General features: G+C 65.6%; 16 protein-coding genes and 3 tRNA genes. 9 read left to right on the top strand and 10 right to left on the bottom strand.

Translation table 11 applies throughout. From position 1 onward, the window contains the following. Nucleotides 1–73: 73 nt before the first annotated feature. Nucleotides 74–2,653, top strand: coding sequence for a GSCFA domain-containing protein (locus tag H536_RS23275; protein ID WP_081651900.1), 2,580 nt, complete (start codon nt 74–76; stop codon nt 2,651–2,653). A gap of 19 nt (nt 2,654–2,672) precedes the next feature. Here the strand turns inward: H536_RS23275 and H536_RS0111160 are convergent. The 5 genes from H536_RS0111160 to H536_RS0111140 all read right to left on the bottom strand — a co-directional run bounded on the left by H536_RS0111160 (nt 2,673) and on the right by H536_RS0111140 (nt 4,348). Next, nucleotides 2,673–2,748 (bottom strand) — tRNA-Arg (locus H536_RS0111160). 36 nt (nt 2,749–2,784) lie between these two features. Beyond that, the gene (locus H536_RS0111155) at nt 2,785–3,090 is read right to left on the bottom strand and encodes an ETC complex I subunit (RefSeq protein ID WP_024350550.1); all 306 of its coding nucleotides are present in this window, start codon (nt 3,088–3,090) and stop codon (nt 2,785–2,787) included. A 66-nt stretch (nt 3,091–3,156) separates the two neighbouring features. After that, a tRNA-Pro gene (locus H536_RS0111150) sits at nt 3,157–3,233 on the bottom strand. 53 nt (nt 3,234–3,286) lie between these two features. Further along, complete coding sequence (locus H536_RS0111145; RefSeq protein ID WP_024350549.1) at nt 3,287–3,754, bottom strand: DUF192 domain-containing protein; 468 nt, start codon at nt 3,752–3,754, stop codon at nt 3,287–3,289. 15 nt (nt 3,755–3,769) lie between these two features. Beyond that, complete coding sequence (locus H536_RS0111140; protein ID WP_024350548.1) at nt 3,770–4,348, bottom strand: cold-shock protein; 579 nt, start codon at nt 4,346–4,348, stop codon at nt 3,770–3,772. A 357-nt stretch (nt 4,349–4,705) separates the two neighbouring features. On the opposite strand from H536_RS0111140, the gene H536_RS0111135 reads away from it, so the two are divergent. From H536_RS0111135 to H536_RS0111125, 3 genes are all read left to right on the top strand, one after another. Continuing rightward, a complete protein-coding gene (locus H536_RS0111135; RefSeq protein ID WP_024350547.1) occupies nt 4,706–5,146 on the top strand; it encodes a VOC family protein in 441 nt (146 codons plus the stop codon). A 228-nt stretch (nt 5,147–5,374) separates the two neighbouring features. Next, complete coding sequence (locus H536_RS0111130; protein WP_244495419.1) at nt 5,375–6,406, top strand: YcbK family protein; 1,032 nt, start codon at nt 5,375–5,377, stop codon at nt 6,404–6,406. A 182-nt stretch (nt 6,407–6,588) separates the two neighbouring features. Further along, nucleotides 6,589–6,663, top strand: a tRNA-Glu gene (locus tag H536_RS0111125). A gap of 259 nt (nt 6,664–6,922) precedes the next feature. Here the strand turns inward: H536_RS0111125 and H536_RS0111120 are convergent. From H536_RS0111120 to H536_RS0111105, 4 genes are all read right to left on the bottom strand, one after another. Beyond that, nucleotides 6,923–7,276, bottom strand: coding sequence for a 2Fe-2S iron-sulfur cluster-binding protein (locus tag H536_RS0111120; RefSeq protein WP_024350545.1), 354 nt, complete (start codon nt 7,274–7,276; stop codon nt 6,923–6,925). Nucleotides 7,277–7,332: 56 nt separating this feature from the next. Further along, nucleotides 7,333–8,697 (bottom strand): selenium-binding family protein, encoded by a 1,365-nt coding sequence (locus tag H536_RS0111115; RefSeq protein WP_024350544.1) that lies wholly within the window; start codon nt 8,695–8,697, stop codon nt 7,333–7,335. Nucleotides 8,698–9,311: 614 nt separating this feature from the next. Continuing rightward, nucleotides 9,312–9,809 (bottom strand): transcriptional regulator LdtR, encoded by a 498-nt coding sequence (ldtR, locus tag H536_RS0111110; protein WP_370195042.1) that lies wholly within the window; start codon nt 9,807–9,809, stop codon nt 9,312–9,314. 224 nt (nt 9,810–10,033) lie between these two features. Continuing rightward, complete coding sequence (locus H536_RS0111105; RefSeq protein ID WP_024350543.1) at nt 10,034–10,456, bottom strand: DUF6163 family protein; 423 nt, start codon at nt 10,454–10,456, stop codon at nt 10,034–10,036. A 281-nt stretch (nt 10,457–10,737) separates the two neighbouring features. Between H536_RS0111105 and hemB the strand changes: the two genes are divergently transcribed. From hemB to H536_RS0111080, 5 genes are all read left to right on the top strand, one after another. Continuing rightward, entirely contained in the window at nt 10,738–11,772 is a 1,035-nt protein-coding gene (hemB, locus tag H536_RS0111100; RefSeq protein WP_024350542.1) for a porphobilinogen synthase, read from the top strand. Nucleotides 11,773–11,877: 105 nt separating this feature from the next. Then, nucleotides 11,878–12,351 (top strand): RDD family protein, encoded by a 474-nt coding sequence (locus H536_RS0111095; RefSeq protein WP_348646314.1) that lies wholly within the window; start codon nt 11,878–11,880, stop codon nt 12,349–12,351. A gap of 161 nt (nt 12,352–12,512) precedes the next feature. Beyond that, nucleotides 12,513–14,333 carry an SLC13 family permease gene (locus H536_RS0111090; protein WP_024350540.1) on the top strand — a complete coding sequence of 607 codons (1,821 nt, stop codon included), beginning with the start codon at nt 12,513–12,515 and terminating at the stop codon, nt 14,331–14,333. A gap of 16 nt (nt 14,334–14,349) precedes the next feature. After that, the gene (locus H536_RS0111085) at nt 14,350–15,099 is read left to right on the top strand and encodes an arginyltransferase (protein ID WP_024350539.1); all 750 of its coding nucleotides are present in this window, start codon (nt 14,350–14,352) and stop codon (nt 15,097–15,099) included. 77 nt (nt 15,100–15,176) lie between these two features. After that, entirely contained in the window at nt 15,177–16,103 is a 927-nt protein-coding gene (locus tag H536_RS0111080; RefSeq protein ID WP_024350538.1) for a DMT family transporter, read from the top strand. Nucleotides 16,104–16,156: 53 nt separating this feature from the next. Here the strand turns inward: H536_RS0111080 and parC are convergent, their stop codons facing one another. Further along, nucleotides 16,157–18,409: a DNA topoisomerase IV subunit A gene (gene parC / locus H536_RS0111075; protein WP_024350537.1), complete on the bottom strand. Its 2,253-nt coding sequence runs from the start codon at nt 18,407–18,409 to the stop codon at nt 16,157–16,159. Between the last annotated feature and the right edge of the window lie 54 nt (nt 18,410–18,463).

Below are 18,463 nucleotides of genomic sequence, written 5' to 3'. Positions count from 1 at the left end.
ACATCTATTCGCGCCCGGTGAATACGTCACCCTGGCCTGCCACTGGTGGCCTCAGAGCGGATCGAAGAATCGCATGACGACAGAACCGGGAAACACTCCCAACTCCCCCGTTTGTTTCATGCATATCGGCAAAGTGGGTGGCCATTCCATATCGCAGGAGCTTCTGAGCCGGTTTGACCTGTCGGAGGCGGTCAATGCGTCCCCCGAACAGTTCGACAATTTCACGCCCGAGACTTTTGCCGGCAAACGTCTGGTGATCGGCCACTACGCATACAATCACACGCTCCTGCTTCCTCCGAGCCGGTTCCTGTTCTCGATTGTTCGCGAACCGGTCGACCGGGTATTGTCCAACTACTGGTTTCTGCGCGCCCACGCAGACGTGGAGGACACGCGCGCGCAGCAGATGATCGACCTTGCACGCCGATGGCCTATCGAGGAGTTCGTCCGGATCGATGACCCCGCCGTCCGGCAGGTCGCGGACAATCATCAAACCTGCTTCTTCGCGCATGACTGGCGCCATAGCGATCCTGTGACCGAACAGGACTTCAGTCTGGCGATGGCACATCTCGACGATTTCGACCTGATCGGCGTGCATGCCGCCTACGACGATTCGATGCAGATGCTCTGCACGATGCTGGACTGGCTTCCGTGGCCAAGTGACAACCGCTTCAACACGACAGCGAGCCGCGTGGCGACGGACGCCCTCAGTCCGGCGGTCAGGAGGCAACTGGAGGAGCTCAACCGGTTCGACGTCGCTCTGTATCAGGAAGTCCATCGCCGCTTCTGCGCAAAACGCAGCAACTTGCTGCGTACGATGGCGAGGCAGGCCTGGCGCAAACACCGGGAAGCTGTCGGGCAGGCTCCGGAGATGGCGTTGCCCACGGCTGTCGAACTCTACGCCAGTCAGACCGTCGAGGGGGACAACTGGCATGTCCGCCAGATCCAGAACGGCAGCTATGCACGCTGGCTAGGCCCTGCCACACAGACGCGGCTCTTCACCGCGATCGCCGCATCGCCATGCTACGACGTCGAGATTCATCTCGTCGGCTGGATCGACAGGGAAACGCTCGACAGCCTCACCGTGGCTATGACCGGCTGGGATTGCGAAGAGACAAGCTATCATGTGTCGATGGAGGACATGCGTGCTGTCAAGCGTTGGCGATTGCGGGCGGCGGACAATGCCAAGGCCGGCCCCTTGCTGGAACTGGATATCAACGCGCTGCGCACGGGACGCCTCTCCGATCATGGCGTCGAGAGCACCCATGATCTGACCGCATCGGTCGCCGTAAGCTGCGTCAAGATTTCCGCTGTTTCCGAAGCAGAAGCAACGGCACTCGCCAGCGGTCAGGATCAGACGTCCGCGACCGTATCCGACGATGTTATCGCCAAAGGTGTCTCGCTGCTGCACGGGGCCGCTGGCAAGGTTTCCAAGATCGTCGCTGCGGAACGGCTGTTCCGTTCCGCCGTCGAGGACGATCCGGAGTCCGTGACCGCTCACGTCTGGCTCGGTGAGGCATTGTGCTACCAGGGACGCTCGCCAGAAGCAGTCGGGATCTTCGAGACGGCGTTGGCGCTTGAAAAGGCGTCGGCGACGGTTCAGCTCGACGAGCGGACACGGGCGCATCTGCTTGAGCGACTCGGTGAAGGGCTGATCCTTGCCGAGATGCGCCTGGACGATGCCCGCGCCTATCTGACCGAGTCAGTCAGGCTTGCGCCGGTGACGGAAGCCGAGAGCCACCGCCTGAACGGTGCCGCCTACATGCTCGACGGACTCACACGGCTGGATTCATCGGCGCCGAAGCGCAAAATCGCGCGGTGGCCCGTACAGAATGCCGCATTCCAGGACCTCGATGAGGTCGCACGGCAGTTTGCGGACAATACGAAGGCTGCGGGCACCCGCCCGATCGGCCGCGACACGAGAGTCGTGACCTTGGGTTCATGCTTTGCCGGCAACATTGCCATTGCATTGAAGGATCGAGGGGTCGAGACGACTGCACTCGGCCTCGGCGAACTGATCAACAGCACGTTCGCGAACCGCGCCTTGATCGAATGGGTGAACAATGATCCGCTCGATCGCTACAGCCCGGAAACCATAGAGACGCTGAAAGTCTATTTCGGCGCATCCCCGGACACGCTCCGCGCCACACTGACGAGTGCGAACACCATCATCTACACACTCGGCGTGGCACCGGGTTTCTTCGACAAGCGCACCGGCCTTTTCCACCTCACCCAGGCTGGCAAGAACACGCTGCACCTGCTCAAAACGAACGATTTCAGAACCACGACCGTGGAAGAGAACGCCGACAACATCGAAGCGGTGATCGCAGGCTTGCGTCGGTGCAATCCCAACATCAACATCGTTTTCACCGTATCGCCGGTGCCGCTCTACTCGACTTTCGAGTACGATTCAGCGATTATTGCCGACTGCGTGTCCAAGTCTGTGCTGCGGGCTGCAATCGATGTCGTTTTGAAGCGGGCGCATGCAGGCGTGAACTACTGGCCGGCTTTCGAGATGGTGCGATGGGTCGGCGCATACCACCCAAATCTCTTCGGAGAAGAGGACGGCACGACGCGGCACGTGTCCGAGCGCGCGGTTTCAGCCATCGTCAACGGCTTCATCCACGCTTTTGGCGACGAAGCATTGAAACAGTAAGGCGTATTGTCGGTGGTTCTGGCGACCCCGGCAGGATTCGAACCTGCGACCATCGGCTTAGAAGGCCGGTGCTCTATCCTCTGAGCTACGGGGCCGTAGGCGACCTGGCGCCGGGACGGACGGTTCGACCGTCAGTGTGTCCAGGGCTGGCGCCGGTCATAGCGGAAATTGTCCGCATAGGCGATCTTCGGGCGCCGCGTTTCCTTCGGCTCCTCGACCCGGTACGGAATGTCGTTGCGCTCGGCGTATTCGACGGCCTGCTCGCGGGTCTCGAAGGAGAGTCTGAGCTGGGAGAGCATGTCGCCGGACGAGGTATAGCCCATCAGGGGCTCGACGCGCTTGGGCTGCTCGGGTTCGTAGACCAGCATCCAATCGCGCGTCTTCGCCTTGCCCGACTGCATGGCGGTACGGGTCGGACGATAGATTCTCGCAACCATCTGGGCCTCGTCGGCGGCGGCGCGGCTTCGCCACGCCCGTGTCAAAAACCGGTGTCCGTCGACCATTGGTCGGAGCGGCAGGATTCGAACCTGCGACCCTCTGGTCCCAAACCAGATGCGCTACCAGGCTGCGCTACGCTCCGGACACTGGTGACGTGCCTGTCGATGCGGGGTTTGGCGGGCAATGGTCGGGAAGTCAAGGCTGCGGAATGATCGGGTGACGAAGTCGGTCCCCGGCGGCCACGCCGAAGCGGGCCGCGGCGCCGCCATTCAGCTCCAGAACGTATTTCACCGGCGCCCCGGACGGGATCGTCTCCAGCGACAGCGGCTGGGCGTTGGTCTTCACCCGCTTCACCACCCCGTCCGAATCGATGAACAGCATGTCGAGGGGAATCAGCGTGTTCTTCATCCACATGGCAACCGGGCGGGTCTCGTCGAACTCGAACAGCATGCCCTGGTCCGCCGGCATCGATTCGCGGTTCATCAGTCCGGTGGCACGCGTCTCCGGTGTCTGCGCCAGTTCGACCTTGATGGCATGGCTCCCGGTCGCCGTCTCCAGCGTCGCCGTCGACAGGCCGTTGCCCGCCACCGCGTAATAGGCCGCCCCGACGACGACGGCCGCCGCCGCAAAGCCGGCCGCCAGGATCGCGCGTCTCATTGCCATCGGATCTGCCTCAACTCAGTGGGACGGCGGCTGGACGGGACCCGTCCCGGGATGGATCTCCGCCGCCATGCGTCCCTTGTCGCCCTGCCCGAAACGCACCAGCACGTCCTGGCCGGGCCGCAGCTCGGTCATGCCGAACCGGCGCAGGGTTTCCATGTGAATGAAGATGTCCTCGGTCCCCTCGCCGGTCGTCAGGAATCCGTAGCCCTTGGTGCGGTTGAACCATTTTACCACGGCCGAGACGAGGTCGCTGCTGGCGGTGACGACCGAATGGGTGCGCGGGGCCGGAAGCTGCGAGGGATGGACGGCGGTGGACTGGTCCATCGACAGGACCCGGAACGCCTGCAGGCCGCGCTCGCCCTGCTGCACCTCGCAGACGACGCGGGCGCCCTCGAGCGCCGTCGCATGGCCGTCGCGCCGCAGGCAGGTGACATGAAGGAGAATATCCGCGCCGCCGTCGTCGGGCACGATGAAGCCGAAGCCCTTCGAGACGTCGAACCATTTGATATGGCCCGAGACGACGGACAGGCCGACATCCGCGCTGTCGGACCGACCGGCCCGGTCCTCGGCGTTTTCAGATATTCTGTCCGGCATTCGGGGTTCCGCCTGTACTTCCACCATCCGAATCGCAATGGCCGAACTTAGCATCAATGAGCCCGATCGGGGCAAGGCCACCGGCGGGCTTTTCCAAGGATATGCCGGTTGTCGCCCAGACATGGCGGCGTTCTATTGCCGCGACGACAGCAACAACGGCGCCGGCTGCAGCCACCAACTGACGCCGTCTGCAATGCCGCTCCGACAGACATATCAGCGCCACAGGCTGCCGGCAGCGCCCTGCCCGATCCGGGGCCGAACCCGTCTCCCGTCGTCGCTTTTTCTGCGCCGCAAGGGTTGGCTCACCGGTCAAACACGCTACCATCGGCGCCATCACCACAAGAGAGGCAAGACCGAATGCGCTATCTGCACACGATGGTTCGCGTCAGCGACGTGGACGCGTCGCTCGACTTCTACTGCAACAAGCTGGGAATGGTGGAAACCCGCCGTGTCGAGAGCGAAAAGGGTCGCTTCACCCTGATCTTCCTCGCCGGGCAGGAAGACATGCCGGGCGCCAAGGAGACCCGTGCGCCGCTTCTGGAGCTCACCCACAACTGGGACCCCGAGGAATATTCCGGCGGGCGCAATTTCGGCCACCTCGCCTATGAGGTCGACGACATCTACGCCACCTGCCAGGACCTGATGGACAAGGGCGTCACCATCAACCGCCCGCCCCGCGACGGTTACATGGCCTTCATCAAGTCGCCCGACAACATCTCGATCGAGTTGCTGCAGAAGGGCGAGGCCAAGGAGCCCGCGGAGCCCTGGGCCTCGATGCAGAACACCGGAAGCTGGTAAGCTTCCACCGGGACATGCGGCGACCATCGTGCCGCCGCATTCCCACCATAGACGGCAGAGCGTTATTGAGAGACAATGCTTTCGCCGTGCACGACCTGACGCTTGGTAAGATCATCGAGACTGTCAGTGGCGACACATGGTGGGGACCATGGAGACGCGGCAGGATGGCCGGGTCGTTGCAGGACTGACGTGGCGGGTTCGCGAACACGCCGCCGAGAGGGGAAACGATTGAAAACTGACCGCCCGGGCCACCGCCGCCTTGCGATGACGCCGCATCTCCTGATGCTGGCGCTTCTGTCGACCGCGCCGATCCTGTCAGGATGCGTCTCCGCCATCGACGATACCTCGGCCTTCGGATTTGCCGGGACCGCTACGGCGCCCGAAACCGAAGACGCGGCTGCCGTCGATGTCGCGGCTGCATCCGAAGCCGACGCCGGGACGTCAGCGAGCGGCGAAGCGCAGGGCACCGAGGCTGCGAGCGCAGCGGCCGAGACCAATGCGCCGGCGACCGAGACGGCCGAAGCACAGACGCCGCCGCCCGCCATCGCCGACATGCCGGCCGCCACCCCGCTGATTCCGACCGGCAGCGAGAATAAGGCCATGGTCGCCTATGCGACCGAGGCGTCCACCAGTGGCGCGGCAGGCCGTTCCTCCGACCGTTCGCTGTTTTCCTCGCTCTTCGCCCGCTCGGAGGCCCGCACACCCATCGCCAATGTCGACAAGGGCAAGTCGCGGCGCGTCGTCCTGCAGCGAGAGGGCGCGGCGGCCGGCACCGACGCACTGCCCGGCGTGGACCCCTCCTCGCTGTTCGAGATCGGCCAGCGCGCCTCGGCCGACGAGGACATGATCGAGGACGTCGAGACCTCCTACCGGGTTGCCTCCCTGTCGACCGGCATGGCCCGGCTCGCGCCGAACGGCCTGATGGTTCAGCGGGAGAGCGTCGAGACCTCCTGCTTCCCGTCGAACCTCGTGCGCATCCTGCGCAGTGTCGAGCGGCGCTACGGCACCAAGGTGATCGTCACCTCCGGCTATCGCAGCCCGACCCACAACAAGCGGGTCAACGGTGCGCGCCGCTCCCAGCACATGGGCTGCAAGGCCGCCGACATCATCATCCCCGGCGCCGACAACATGGCCGTTGCCGCCTATGTGCGCTCGCTGCCGGGCCGCGGTGGCGTCGGCACCTATTGTCACACCAAGGCGATCCACGTCGATGTCGGGCACAAGCGCGACTGGAACTGGTCCTGCCGCGGTCGCAAATAGCCAACCCTCTGGTTCCATAGGCGGATGGGCGCCCGGCCAAGGCCGGCGTGGCCAGCTTTTTAAAGCTCCCCGACCGGCAAAGCGCGGAATTCCGGCCTGTCGCAAAAACTTCTCGCAACAGCGAAAAACCCCTTTTCCGGCTCTTGCGGTCGCCGGAGACTCACCGTATACACGCCGTCGCTGCGCCCATCGTCTATCGGTTAGGACGCCACCCTTTCACGGTGGAGAGAGGGGTTCGATTCCCCTTGGGCGTACCATTCCCCCTTTGAATCGCCTGCCACATGGCAGGACCTATCCAGCGCCTCCGGCGTGTCTACGCGACCGCTATGTCAGGGCGCTGACAGATGCCGTGCGCATCGCAACGAACGTGCCGCGTCCGGCCGTCACCCGGATGCCGTTAGCCTAGCGCAAGCGACCTGACGAGCGCATGGCGGCCAGCGACCGATCAGTGCCCTCAACGCTCCCATATCACTCAGCGCGACCGGCGCCCCGCATTCCGAATCCCCACTCACACACTCATCTGCCCTTCGCGCGCGCCAACTGGTCCGTCGCCGCGGCGCTGGCGAACGGATTGACGTAGAGCCGGTCATGGCTCTCGACGCCGACATCGAGGACACAATCCTCCTTCGGCCGCGCCACGCAGAGCAGCACGTAGCCGGCCTCCGACTGGCGCCGGTTGAGCGCCGTGCCATTCGGCTGGCGGACAGAGCCGGATACCAGCCGGGCGGCGCAGGTGATGCAGCCGCCATAGCGGCAGCCGATCGGCAGGACATGGCCGGCCGCCTCGACGGCGTCGATGATCGGCTCGTCCTCGCCCACCGAAAAGACCAGCCCGCCGCGGTTGCGCAACGTGACCATGTGCCTGCGCATGCCGGCGCTCCCAAAAACCGCATCCGGTCCAGCCGGACGCGGATGACCGCCGCCCGTCAGACCCAGATATCCGACGAGCAGTCGCCGCCGGGATAGCGGGTTTCGTGGGCGCGGGCCGGTCCATGCGGTTCGTCGTTGAAATCGATGATGAAATCGTCGCGGATCGTCATGCCGCCCTTTTCGGTGTCGCAATCCACGATCAGCATGATCCCGCCCTTCTCCTTCATCGACGGGTAGAACTGGTTGTCCCAGGTCGAGAAGAGCGACGTCGTCACGTAGAGCCGCTTGCCGTCCAGCGACAGCTGGATCATCTGCGGCGCGCCGTCGACCGTACGGCCGTTCACCTCCGGCGCCTTGCCCAGCATCCCGCCGATCCAGACCTGCCCGGTCAGCTTCGGGTTCGCCGGGTCGGACACGTCGTACTGCCGGAGATCGCCATGCAGCCAGTTCGAAAAATAGAGGAAGCGGTCGTCCATCGACACCAGGATGTCGGTGATCAGGCTGGGCATGGGAACCGGGAAGCCGTCGACATCCACGGTGGGCACGTCGATGATTTTCTCGATCTCGATCGTCCCGTTGTCCTTGTGGTAGTGGAAGATATTCGAGGCCAGGGCCGCCCCTACGAAGCCATGCGTGCTGTCGGGGTTGTGGTGGAACCGGGCCTCCAGCGGGATCATGCCCTCCGCGCCCAGATCGATGCTCTGCTCGACCCTACGATTCGCGAAATCCCAGAAATGCACGTGCTGGCCGTATTTGCCGCGCGCCACGTCCTCCAGATCGAATCCCGGCATGAAGGTGTTGGGCGACGCCCATTCCGTCGAGATCATCATGTTGTGGCGCGGCTGGTACCAGAAGTCGTAATTGTACCGCATCGCGCCGAGATCCTCCTCCCAGCGCCCGATGATGTTGAAATCCTTGTCCAGATGCAGGAAGCCGCCGGGCCCGTTGCCTTCGGCGTCGCCGAGCATCGACACGATGATGTCGGCGCCGAGGCAATGCACCGTGTGCGGCGCCGAGAGGTTCGTCTTCGCCTTGATCTCGCTTCCGTCGATCGTCTTGAACAGCGTCGGCCGGCGCGGATCGGTGGCGGTGTCGACGATGTAGAAATTCGTCGTGCGCACGCCCGGAATGATCAGGTACTTGCGCTCCATGCTGCCGTCGGTGTTGCAGGACGAGCAGGCGTTCCAGCCCATGTGGTGGAGTTCGTCCCCGACATTCGGCATTTCGGTCCGGTGGATCACCTCGCCATAGGTCGCACTGTCCGGATCGACGTCGATGGTGGCCAGGTAGTCGGGCTTCTCGATCCCGGTCCCGGTGTAGATGCAGATCGTGTAGACGACCGTCTCCCGCGGCGCCTTCATCGCCTCCTGCGGCGATGCATAGCCCGGACCTGCACAGCAGCTCCCATTGGTCTTGGACATGACTTCCTCCCTTGGCTCTGTCGTGGTGATGCGTGTCCCTATGCTTGCGTCCGATTAGAGAACGGGAGCTTCCAATCCCGCCAATGGATTATGTTGCCGCACCAAACTGCGGGCCTGTCCTTCGGTAAAAGCGCGTTCGGGACGTGGCCGAGGGGCCTGCGATGCCGGAAAACGCGGATGGGACGCGCGCCGGTCAGGCGATGTGCGTCTGGGGCGGGCTCAAGGAGCCATCGACAATCCGGGGAAATCTGCGACAGCCGGAAGAGCGCGGCGCGTGGCGGACGCTTCGCTGCCTGAACCCGGATGGGCGCCCGACCGCAGCCCGCCATGGCGGCGGCGTCCAGCGTGGTCCCGAGGCGGTCCAGATACACCGGCATGTCTCACGATCCGAGTTCCTGCCGCCCATCCTGACCACTCTTCACCGGTTCGCACAACGAGAGAATCGGCGACCCGGCTCCGGAACCGGCTGCGAACGCGGGCGCCGGGCTGTCGCCGACACGGCGATCCCCTGCCCTGCGCGATCCCGAACACCTCGTCTCGCGGTGGCCGAACGGCAAAGGCCCCGCTGACCCGAGGGTCGCGAGGCAAATGCGCGGAGGTCTGCAGGACTGGGTCTAGAGGCGGTACAGGATCTGGTCGTTCCAGAAGCGGTCCAGCCGCTGCAGCGAACGGTTCATCTTCTGGAATTCCTGCTCGTCGAGGCCGCCGACCTTGTCGATCGAGCCGATATGACGGTCATAGAGCTCGGCGACGATCGCGGCGACTTCGCGGCCCGTGTCGGTCAGCGACACCTTCACCGCGCGGCGGTCGACCCGCGACTTCTGGTGGTTGATGAAGCCCAGATCGACCAGCTTCTTCAGATTGTAGGAGACGTTGGAGCCGAGATAGAAGCCGCGGGTGCGCAGCTCGCCGGCGGTCAGCACCGAGTCGCCGATGTTGAAGAGCAGCAGCGCCTGGACCGCGTTGATGTCGGTGCGGCTGTTGCGGTCGAACTCGTCCTTGATGACGTCCAGCAGGCGGCGGTGCAGCCGCTCGACCAGCTGCAGCGTCTCCAGGTAGAGCGACTTCAGTTCATCCTTCGGACCGACCTGCGGGGCGGCGTCTGCCTTCATCTGAGCGTTCATAGTAGTCTCCGCTGTTGAGCTGATGGATGTTCTCTATCGACCCCATCTTGAGACCCAACATAGGCAGCGCATCTAAAATTCGACTTAAACCGCAGGCTTAATGCGCCCTTACACTTGCGCATTCAAAGTCTTGATTAACAAGACCTATCCCCGATCTGAACAATTCCTTTCGGCCTCCCGGCAGGCCGCGGAGGCGGGGTATGGAGGCCACCTCAATAGCCGCGCAGGCGCCGCCGTTCGTAGAGCCCCACCGCGCGGATCACCGCCAGCATGCCGAGCCCCCACAGATGGAAGCCGAGCCACAGGAGGTTGGGGCCGAACAGTTCCGGAAAGCCGAGATGCATCACCGCTTCGATCAGGGCGATCAGCACCCAGACGACAGCGCCCCAGCCGACCGTGAGCCACAGGCCGATCCCGGCGACCGGATAGAGCACCGCCAGCGCCGGCGCGGCGATCTTCCACCACAAGGGCATCAGGTCGAAGCGGTTGAGCGGCCCCTCGTCGATGCCGACGAGACGGATCCAGTAGCCGACGCCGGCGACGAACATCACGATGGCCGCCAGCCGGTAGAGCCAGACCGCCAGCGCGCGATTGAACGCTTCGGCCTTGGCGCGCTGGGCAAATCCCTTGATCACGAGGCTCCACCTTCCGGACCGTTCGGCGCCCTTGCCGCCTTGCATGCGGTCGCGCGGGGAGACATGGCGTGCGGATGACCGCATGCGGGCCGGGCGAGCGCCCGACGCGCCGGAACCTACGGTGGACGCGAAGAGCGCGTCAATCTTGAAGTCGCGGCGCCGAGGGCATACGCAGAAGCCGACCGCGCGGCGATCGGCCCCGCGCATGATGGACGCCGTTCTCGCCTCTCCATGAAAGGCGCGGGACGGAGGCGCCCGACAGACAGATAGGATGCTGCCGCATGACACGGACCGGCGATTCTGGAGTTTCGATCACCACGCGGATCGATGCGGCGACGGCAGGCCTGCGGATGCGGCGGCTGCGCCAGTCCGACTGGTCGCGCCGGCTGGTGCGCGAGACCAACCTGACCGCCGACGATCTGATCTGGCCAATCTTCGTGCGCGAAGGCGGCGGCGCGCCGGAACCGGTGCCCTCCATGCCGGAGGTCTTCCGCCTCTCGGTCGAGGGCTGCGTGGAAGCCGCCAGGCGGGCGCGGGATCTGGGCATCCCGGTCGTCGCGCTGTTTCCCTATACCGATGCCGACAAGCGCGACGAACTTGGCAGCGAGGCCTTCAACGAGGGCAATCTCGTCTGCCGGGCAAGCCGGGCGATCAAGGCCGCCGTGCCGGAGGTCGGCATCCTCTGCGACGTCGCGCTCGATCCCTATACCTCCCACGGCCACGACGGCATCATGGAGGGCGACCGGATCCTCAACGACGAGACCGTCGAGGCGCTGTGCCGACAGGCCGTCGTGCAGGCCGAGGCCGGCTGCGACATCATCGGCCCCTCCGACATGATGGACGGGCGGGTCGCCTGCATCCGCCAGGCGCTCGACGAGGTCGGCCATCGCGACACGCTGATCATGTCCTATGCGGCGAAATACGCATCGGCCTTCTACGGCCCGTTCCGCGACGCGGTCGGCTCCGGCGGTATGCTCAAGGGCGACAAGCGCACCTACCAGATGGACTACGGCAACAGCGACGAGGCCGTGCGCGAGGCCGCGCAGGACATCGCCGAGGGCGCCGACATGATCATGGTCAAGCCCGGCATGCCCTATCTCGACATCGTCTCGCGCCTGTCGCGCGAATTCGGCGTTCCGACCTTCGCCTACCAGACCTCCGGCGAGTACGCGATGATCATGGCGGCGGCCGGCAATGGCTGGCTCGATGGCGAGCGGGCGATGATCGAGAGCCTGACCGCGTTCAAGCGGGCCGGTGCGTCCGGCATCCTCAGCTACTTCTCGCCGACCATCGCCGCGCGCATGCCCCGCCGCTGACTGGAAGCGTCCCGCGCGACGGGCGCCGCTGCTGCACCGAAGTTGCACGCGGCCGTGATCGTCACCATCTGGAGGACGACAGCAAACCGCGACGAAGGACAGCCCGTGTACGACGACACCATGACCCGGACGGCCGAAACGCGCGCGACGGATCTCGACGCGCCGCGGCTCTATGATGGCGTGCGCACCCGGCGGATGATGTCCTTCGTGGTTGATTACGCGCTGGTGCTGCTTCTGTCGGTGCCGGCGGCCATCGTCGTCTTCATCCTCGGCATCGTCTCCTTCGGCCTCGCCTGGGGCCTCTACGCGATCCTCCTGCCGGTGATCGCCATCGTCTACATCGCCTTCACCATGGGCGGCGCCAAGCAGGCCACGCCGGGCATGCGGGTGGCCGGCCTGCGTGTCGCCCGGCTCGATGGCGCAAGGGTCGACCCGACGCTGGCGGTCCTGCACGGCGTCCTGTTCTGGGCCTCCGTCTCGGTCCTGACACCCTTCGTCCTGCTGGTTGCCCTGTTCACGCGCCGCAAGCAGCTGTTGCACGACCTGTTGCTGGGAACCGCGGTCGTCCGCGACCGCTGAACCCGGCGGCCTCCCAGCCGGACGCCCTCGCCGTTCGCCCTCTCTCCGCTGCTGATCGCGCCGAACTCCGCTTCGGCCGATCCTGTTCGATCGACCCCACGGGTTGCCATTCGCCGCCACGACACGGATAAGGTCAGGCGGACAACGGAACGCGGCGGTTTATGGATTCGCTACACGTCTGGGTCACTTACCTTTTCATCCTGGTGAGTGTGATCGGGTATTCGCTGGAACGCTGGCCGATCGAGGCCGTCGCCGCGGCATCTCTCAGTGCATTCCTGCTGTTCTTCGCCCTGTTCCCCTACCGGGACGCGGCCGGCTTCGCGGTCACCAGCGGCGACCTGCTCGCCGGCTTCGCCAATCCGGCGCTGATCACCGTTCTGGCGCTGCTGATCGTCGGCCAGGGCCTCTTCGCAACCGATGCCATGGCGCAGCCGACGCAATTGCTGTCGCGGATCGGCGGCACGGCCGGCGCCGGTGCGATCGCCGTGGTCCTGCTCACGGCCGCCGTCCTGTCGGCCTTCCTGAACAACACGCCGGTGGTGGTGATCTTCATCCCCATCCTCACCATGCTGGCGACCCAGCGCGGCATCTCGCCCTCGCGGGTGTTCATGCCCCTGTCCTTCCTGTCGATCCTCGGCGGCGTCACGACGCTGATCGGCTCGTCCACCAACCTCCTCGTGGCAGGCGTCGCAGCCCGCTCGGGCATCACCCTCGACTTCTTCGACTTCACCATTCCGGGCCTCGCCATCGCGGTGGTCGGCGGCATCTACGTGATCAAGGTGATGCCGCGCATCCTCACCCCGCGCGAAGGCCCGCAAGGCCGCGTCGTCGATGCGGGCGGCAAGCAGTTCCTCGGCGAGATCGACATCACCGAGGAGCACGCCTTCGTCGGCAGCACGGCGCGGGCCGGCCTGTTCACCGATCTCGGCGATCTGATGCCGCGAATGATCCTGCGCGACGACGAGACCTTCCTGCCGCCCTTCGACGGGGTCTCGCTGCAGCCCGGCGACCGGCTGATCGTCACGGCAACGCGCCGGGCCTTCTCAAAGGCGCTCGCAGCCGGCAATCTGACCATCAAGACGCTCGACCCGTCCGGCTACTCGGCCGAACAGCGCAAGATCGGGCCCGACATGGTGATGGCCGAGGCAGTGGTGGCGCCGGGCTCGCGCTATGCCGGCCGCACGATGCAGTTCTCCGGCCTGCGCACCCAGTTCGGGATCACCCTCTTCGGCCTGCAGCGCAAGAGCCGCATGGCCCGCTCGGCGCTGTCGGAAATTCGGCTCGAGCCCGGCGACACGCTGCTCCTGTGCGGCCGCGAGGCGGCGATCTCGTCGCTCAAGGGCAACCACGATCTGCTGCTCCTGGAATACAGCGCCCAGGCGATCCCGCAGAGCACCAAGGCCAAGCTCGCCGTCGCGATCTTCCTCGGCATCATCGCCGGCTCGGCCACCGGCCTCTTGCCCATCGATGTCCTCGCGGTGACCGGCGCGGTGCTGATGGTCGCCACCGGCTGCCTCACCGTCGGCGAGGCGGCGCGTTCGGTCGATCGCTCGATCTTCATGCTGGTGGGCGCAGCGATCGCTGCGGCGACGGCGCTGGAGCGCACCGGCGGCGCCGCGATGATCGCCGAAGGCACGGTCGCCGCGCTCGACGGCCAGTCGCCGACGATCATCCTCTCGGCCCTGTTCCTCGTCATCGCGATCATGACGAACTTCCTGTCGAACAACGCCACCGCCGTGCTGTTCACGCCCATCGCGCTCGACATCGCCAACCGGCTGGGCGCGCCGCCGCAGGCCTTTCTCGCCTGCGTCATCTTCGCCGCCAACGCATCCTTCGCCACACCGATCGGCTACCAGACGAATCTCATGGTCATGGGCCCGGGACGCTATCGTTTCGTCGACTTCGCCAAGGCCGGTGTTCCCCTCGTGATTCTGGTGTGGTTAACATTTTCGATCGTGGGCCCATGGTATTATTCGTTGTGAGACGGGAGGCTCGGCCTTGACGGTTCATCATCCGCAGACGCCGCAATTCTTCCTCACGTCGCCCTCGCCCTGCCCCTATCTGCCGGGGCAGTCCGAGCGGAAGGTGTTCACCCATCTGACCGGCGAGCGCGCGCCCTCGCTGCTCGACCTCCTCAGCCAGGGCGGTTTCCGCCGCAGCCAGAACATCGCCTACCGGCCCGCCTGCGAGCGCTGCCGCGCCTGCGTGTCGGTGCGCATCCTGGTGGACGAGTTCCAGCCGACGCGCTCCATGCGCCGTGTGGCGACGCGCAACCGCGACCTGATCGGCCGGATGGACCAGGCCGAACCGTCGAGCGAGCAATATTCGCTGTTCCGGCGCTATCTCGACCACCGCCACGCCGAGGGCGGCATGGCCGAGATGAGCGTTCTCGACTACGCCATGATGGTCGAGGACAGCCAGGTCGATACGCGGCTGGTGCAGTACCGCCGACGCGGCGCGGATTCGGCCTTCAGCCCGCATTCCGACGGCGAACTCGTCGCGGTCGCGCTCAGCGACGTCATGGCCGACGGGGTGTCGATGGTCTATTCGTTCTTCGAGCCCGACGAGAGCGAGCGAAGCCTCGGCACCTTCATGATCCTCGACCATATCGAGCGCGCCCGGAAGCTCGGCCTGCCCTATCTCTATCTCGGCTACTGGGTGAACGGCTCGCGCAAGATGGACTACAAGATCCGCTTCCGCCCGCAGGAACACCTGCTGCCCAAGGGCTGGGAACGCTACGAGGGCTGACGCCGGACGTCGCGCCGGTTGCCATGCCGCGCCCGGCACGATAGCCGGTCAGGGTAACTTACCATTCGCAGGTTCCCATGTCCGCCGTTTCGTCGCAGACCGAAGCCGCCGCTTCGGCCCAGTCCTATGGCCAGGGCCTTGCCATCGTCGGCATCGGCGGTCTGGTCCTGTCCTTCGACATTCCGCTGATCCGCATGTCGGAGAGCGCCTTCTGGACCGTGCTGGCGGTCCGTGGCCTGCTGACCGGCCTCGCCGTCCTCCTGATCTGGCAGGTCGACCGGATCCGCAATCCGCGCGGCCAGAAGCTGATCGCCGGCTGGACCGGCCTTTTGATCGTCGCCGTCTTCTCGGTGGCGGCCACCACCTTCGTCTTCGCCGTCTTCAACACCAGCGCGGCGAATGTCGTCTTCATCCTCGCCTTCAACCCGATGTTCGCGGCGATCCTGTCCTGGTGGCTGATCGGCGAGCGTCCGCCCCTGGCCACGGTGCTGGCGATCCCGGCGACGCTCTTCGGCGTGCTCCTGATCATCGGCGCGGGCTTCGAGACAGGCAACTGGACGGGCGACCTCTCCGCGCTGGCGACCGCCTTCCTGATAGCCCTCGCGCTGACCCTGTCACGGCGCTCGCGCACCGACATGCGCTACACCGCAGCGCTCGGCGGTCTGCTGCCGGCCATCATCGCCCTGCCCTTCGTCGCCGGCGAGGGGCTTCATTCCGAGGCGATCATCTGGCTCATCCTGAATGGCGGCGTGCTGATCCCCGTCGCCATGATCTGCCTGGCGATCGGGCCGATGTTCGTACCCGCCCCGGTCGTCTCCATGGCCTTCCTGATCGAAACCGTGCTGGCCCCGGTCTGGGTCTGGCTGATCTTCGGCGAGCGCCCGGTCGATCTGGCGATGGCGGGCGGCGGGGTGGTGATCGCGACGCTGGTCGCCCATTCGGTCGCCGAGTTGCGGCGGGTGCGCGGTCAGCGGCGCCTTGCCGGGCAGAACCGCGTCGACTGAGGCGCGGGGAGCTTCGCGCATCGCCTCGCCCGCATGCCGGGCAAGGCCGGTGACTAGCCGTCGAAGCGGTTGGTCTTGGGGAAGCCCTTCGGCACCAGCCGGCCGGCCTGGGCGCGGTCGCCGCGCCATTCCAGGAGCTCAGTCTCCGAGCGGGTAAAGCTGCGGCCGGCGGAATCGGTCCAGGTCAGCCCGTCCGCCATGGCGAAGACGCGGGCATCCGACAGGCCGCCATCCTTGTAGCGCTGCAGCCGCACGCCCTTGCCGCGGGTCATCTGCGGCACCTGTACCAGCGGGAAGACCAGCAGCTTGCGGTTCTCGCCGACGATGGCCACGTGGTCGCCTGTCCCCACCGGCGCGGCCAGCGCGAGCTTGGTCTTGCCGGCGACATTCATCAGCTGCTTGCCCTTGCGGGTGTTGGCCAGCATGTCGGCCTCGCTGGCGACGAAGCCATTGCCGTCGGAGGAGACCAGCAACCGGCGGCGCTCGGGATCGGCGACGAAGGCCAGCGCGATGTCCTGATCGTCCTCGAGCTCGAAGGCCAGCCGGATCGGCTCGCCCTGCCCGCGCCCGCCCGGCAGCTTGTCGGCGCCATGGGTGAAGGCGCGACCGCCGGTCGACAGGAACAGCAGCTTGTCGGTGGTCATGGCGTGGAAGGCGAGCTGCAGCCCGTCGCCCTCGCGGAAGGCCAGCGACGAGAAGTCGGCCAGATGGCCCTTCATGCCGCGCAGGAAGCCCTTCTTGGACAGGACGACGGTGATCGGCTCCTTCTCGATCAGCGCCACCGTGATGTCGTCGAGCGCCCGGTTCGGCGCGTCGGCGAACAGGGTGCGGCGACGACCGATCTTGGTCTTCTTCGAATAGGTCTCGCGGACCTCGCGTACTTCGGCAGCGATGCCCGCCCACTGGCGTTCGTCCGAAGCCAGCAGCGCTTCCTTCTCGGCCTTTTCCTCGGTCAGCGTGTCGAACTCGCGCTTAAGCTCGAATTCCTCCAGCTTGCGCAGGGAGCGCAGCCGCATGTTGAGGATCGCCTCGGCCTGGGTGTCGCTCAGCTCGAAGGTCCGCATCAGGACGGCCTTGGGCTCGTCCTCCTCGCGGATGATCCGGATCACCTCGTCGAGGTTCAGGAAGGCGATCAGATATCCGGAGAGGATCTCCAGCCGCCGCTCGATCTGCGCCAGCCGGAAGCGCGAGCGCCGCACCAGCACCTCGCGCTGATGCGCCAGCCATTCGGCCAGAACGTCCTTGAGCGACATGACCCGGGGCACCTTGCCGCCGGACAGGACGTTCATGTTGAGCGGGATGCGCGATTCCAGATCGGTCAGCCGGAACAGCGATTCCATCAGGAGTTCGGGATCGACCGTGCGGCTCTTCGGCTCGATGACGATGCGCACGTCCTCGGCCGATTCGTCGCGGATGTCGCCGAGCAGCGGCAGCTTGCGGGCCAGAAGCAGCTCGGCGATCTTCTCGATCAGCCGCGACTTCTGGACCTGATACGGGATCTCGGTGACGACGACCACGTAGCCGCCGCGGCCCTGGTCCTCGGTCTCCCAGCGCGCCCGCACCCGGAACGAGCCCCGCCCGGTGTCGTAGGCCTCGCGGATCTGCGCCTGGTTGTCGACGATGACGCCGCCGGTCGGCAGATCCGGCCCCTGCACGAAGCGCAGCAGCGCGTCGGTGGTGGCGTCCGGGTTCTCGATCAGCTTGAGCGCCGCGTCGCAGAGCTCGGCCGCGTTGTGCGGCGGGATCGACGTGGCCATGCCGACGGCAATGCCCGACGAGCCGTTGGCGAGAAGGTTCGGGAACGCGCCCGGCAGGACGATCGGTTCCTCTTCCTCCTCGTTGTAGGTCTTCTTGAAGTCGACCGCGTCCTCGTCGATGCCGCGCAGCAGCAGCGTCGCGACGTCGGTCATCCGCGCTTCGGTGTAGCGCATGGCCGCCGGGCTATCGCCGTCGATATTGCCGAAATTGCCCTGCCCGTCGATCAGCGGGTAGCGGATGGCGAAATCCTGCGAGAGCCGGACCAGGGCGTCGTAGATCGACGCGTCGCCATGCGGATGGAACTTGCCCATCACGTCGCCGACGATGCGGGCGCATTTCTTGTAGCCCTGGCCGGGATCGAGCCGCAGGATGCGCATGGCATGGACGATGCGCCGATGCACCGGCTTCAGGCCGTCGCGCACATCCGGCAGCGCCCGGCCCATGATGGTCGACAGCGCATAGGCAAGGTAGCGCTCTTCCAGCGCTGCCTTCAGATCGATCGGTTCGATGTCGCCGCCACCAGCCGGCGGTTCGGTAGCCTTGCCCATGCGGTTTCCTCTAGGCCATGCACCGGATGGGAACAACACCGGAACGGGCTTATC

It is taken from the genome of Aurantimonas coralicida DSM 14790, from assembly GCF_000421645.1.
Classification (GTDB): domain Bacteria; phylum Pseudomonadota; class Alphaproteobacteria; order Rhizobiales; family Rhizobiaceae; genus Aurantimonas; species Aurantimonas coralicida.
Note: the sequence above shows the minus strand (reverse complement) of the source record. Positions and strands in the feature narration are given on the sequence as shown.

Coding starts and splice junctions, on each gene's coding strand:
- H536_RS23275 (WP_081651900.1), top strand. CDS start 74: ATGACGACAGAACCGGGAAACACTCCCAACTCCCCCGTTTGTTTCATG.
- H536_RS0111155 (WP_024350550.1), bottom strand. CDS start 3,090: ATGGTTGCGAGAATCTATCGTCCGACCCGTACCGCCATGCAGTCGGGC.
- H536_RS0111145 (WP_024350549.1), bottom strand. CDS start 3,754: ATGGCAATGAGACGCGCGATCCTGGCGGCCGGCTTTGCGGCGGCGGCC.
- H536_RS0111140 (WP_024350548.1), bottom strand. CDS start 4,348: ATGCCGGACAGAATATCTGAAAACGCCGAGGACCGGGCCGGTCGGTCC.
- H536_RS0111135 (WP_024350547.1), top strand. CDS start 4,706: ATGCGCTATCTGCACACGATGGTTCGCGTCAGCGACGTGGACGCGTCG.
- H536_RS0111120 (WP_024350545.1), bottom strand. CDS start 7,276: ATGCGCAGGCACATGGTCACGTTGCGCAACCGCGGCGGGCTGGTCTTT.
- H536_RS0111115 (WP_024350544.1), bottom strand. CDS start 8,697: ATGTCCAAGACCAATGGGAGCTGCTGTGCAGGTCCGGGCTATGCATCG.
- ldtR (WP_370195042.1), bottom strand. CDS start 9,809: ATGAAGGCAGACGCCGCCCCGCAGGTCGGTCCGAAGGATGAACTGAAG.
- hemB (WP_024350542.1), top strand. CDS start 10,738: ATGACACGGACCGGCGATTCTGGAGTTTCGATCACCACGCGGATCGAT.
- H536_RS0111090 (WP_024350540.1), top strand. CDS start 12,513: ATGGATTCGCTACACGTCTGGGTCACTTACCTTTTCATCCTGGTGAGT.
- H536_RS0111080 (WP_024350538.1), top strand. CDS start 15,177: ATGTCCGCCGTTTCGTCGCAGACCGAAGCCGCCGCTTCGGCCCAGTCC.
- parC (WP_024350537.1), bottom strand. CDS start 18,409: ATGGGCAAGGCTACCGAACCGCCGGCTGGTGGCGGCGACATCGAACCG.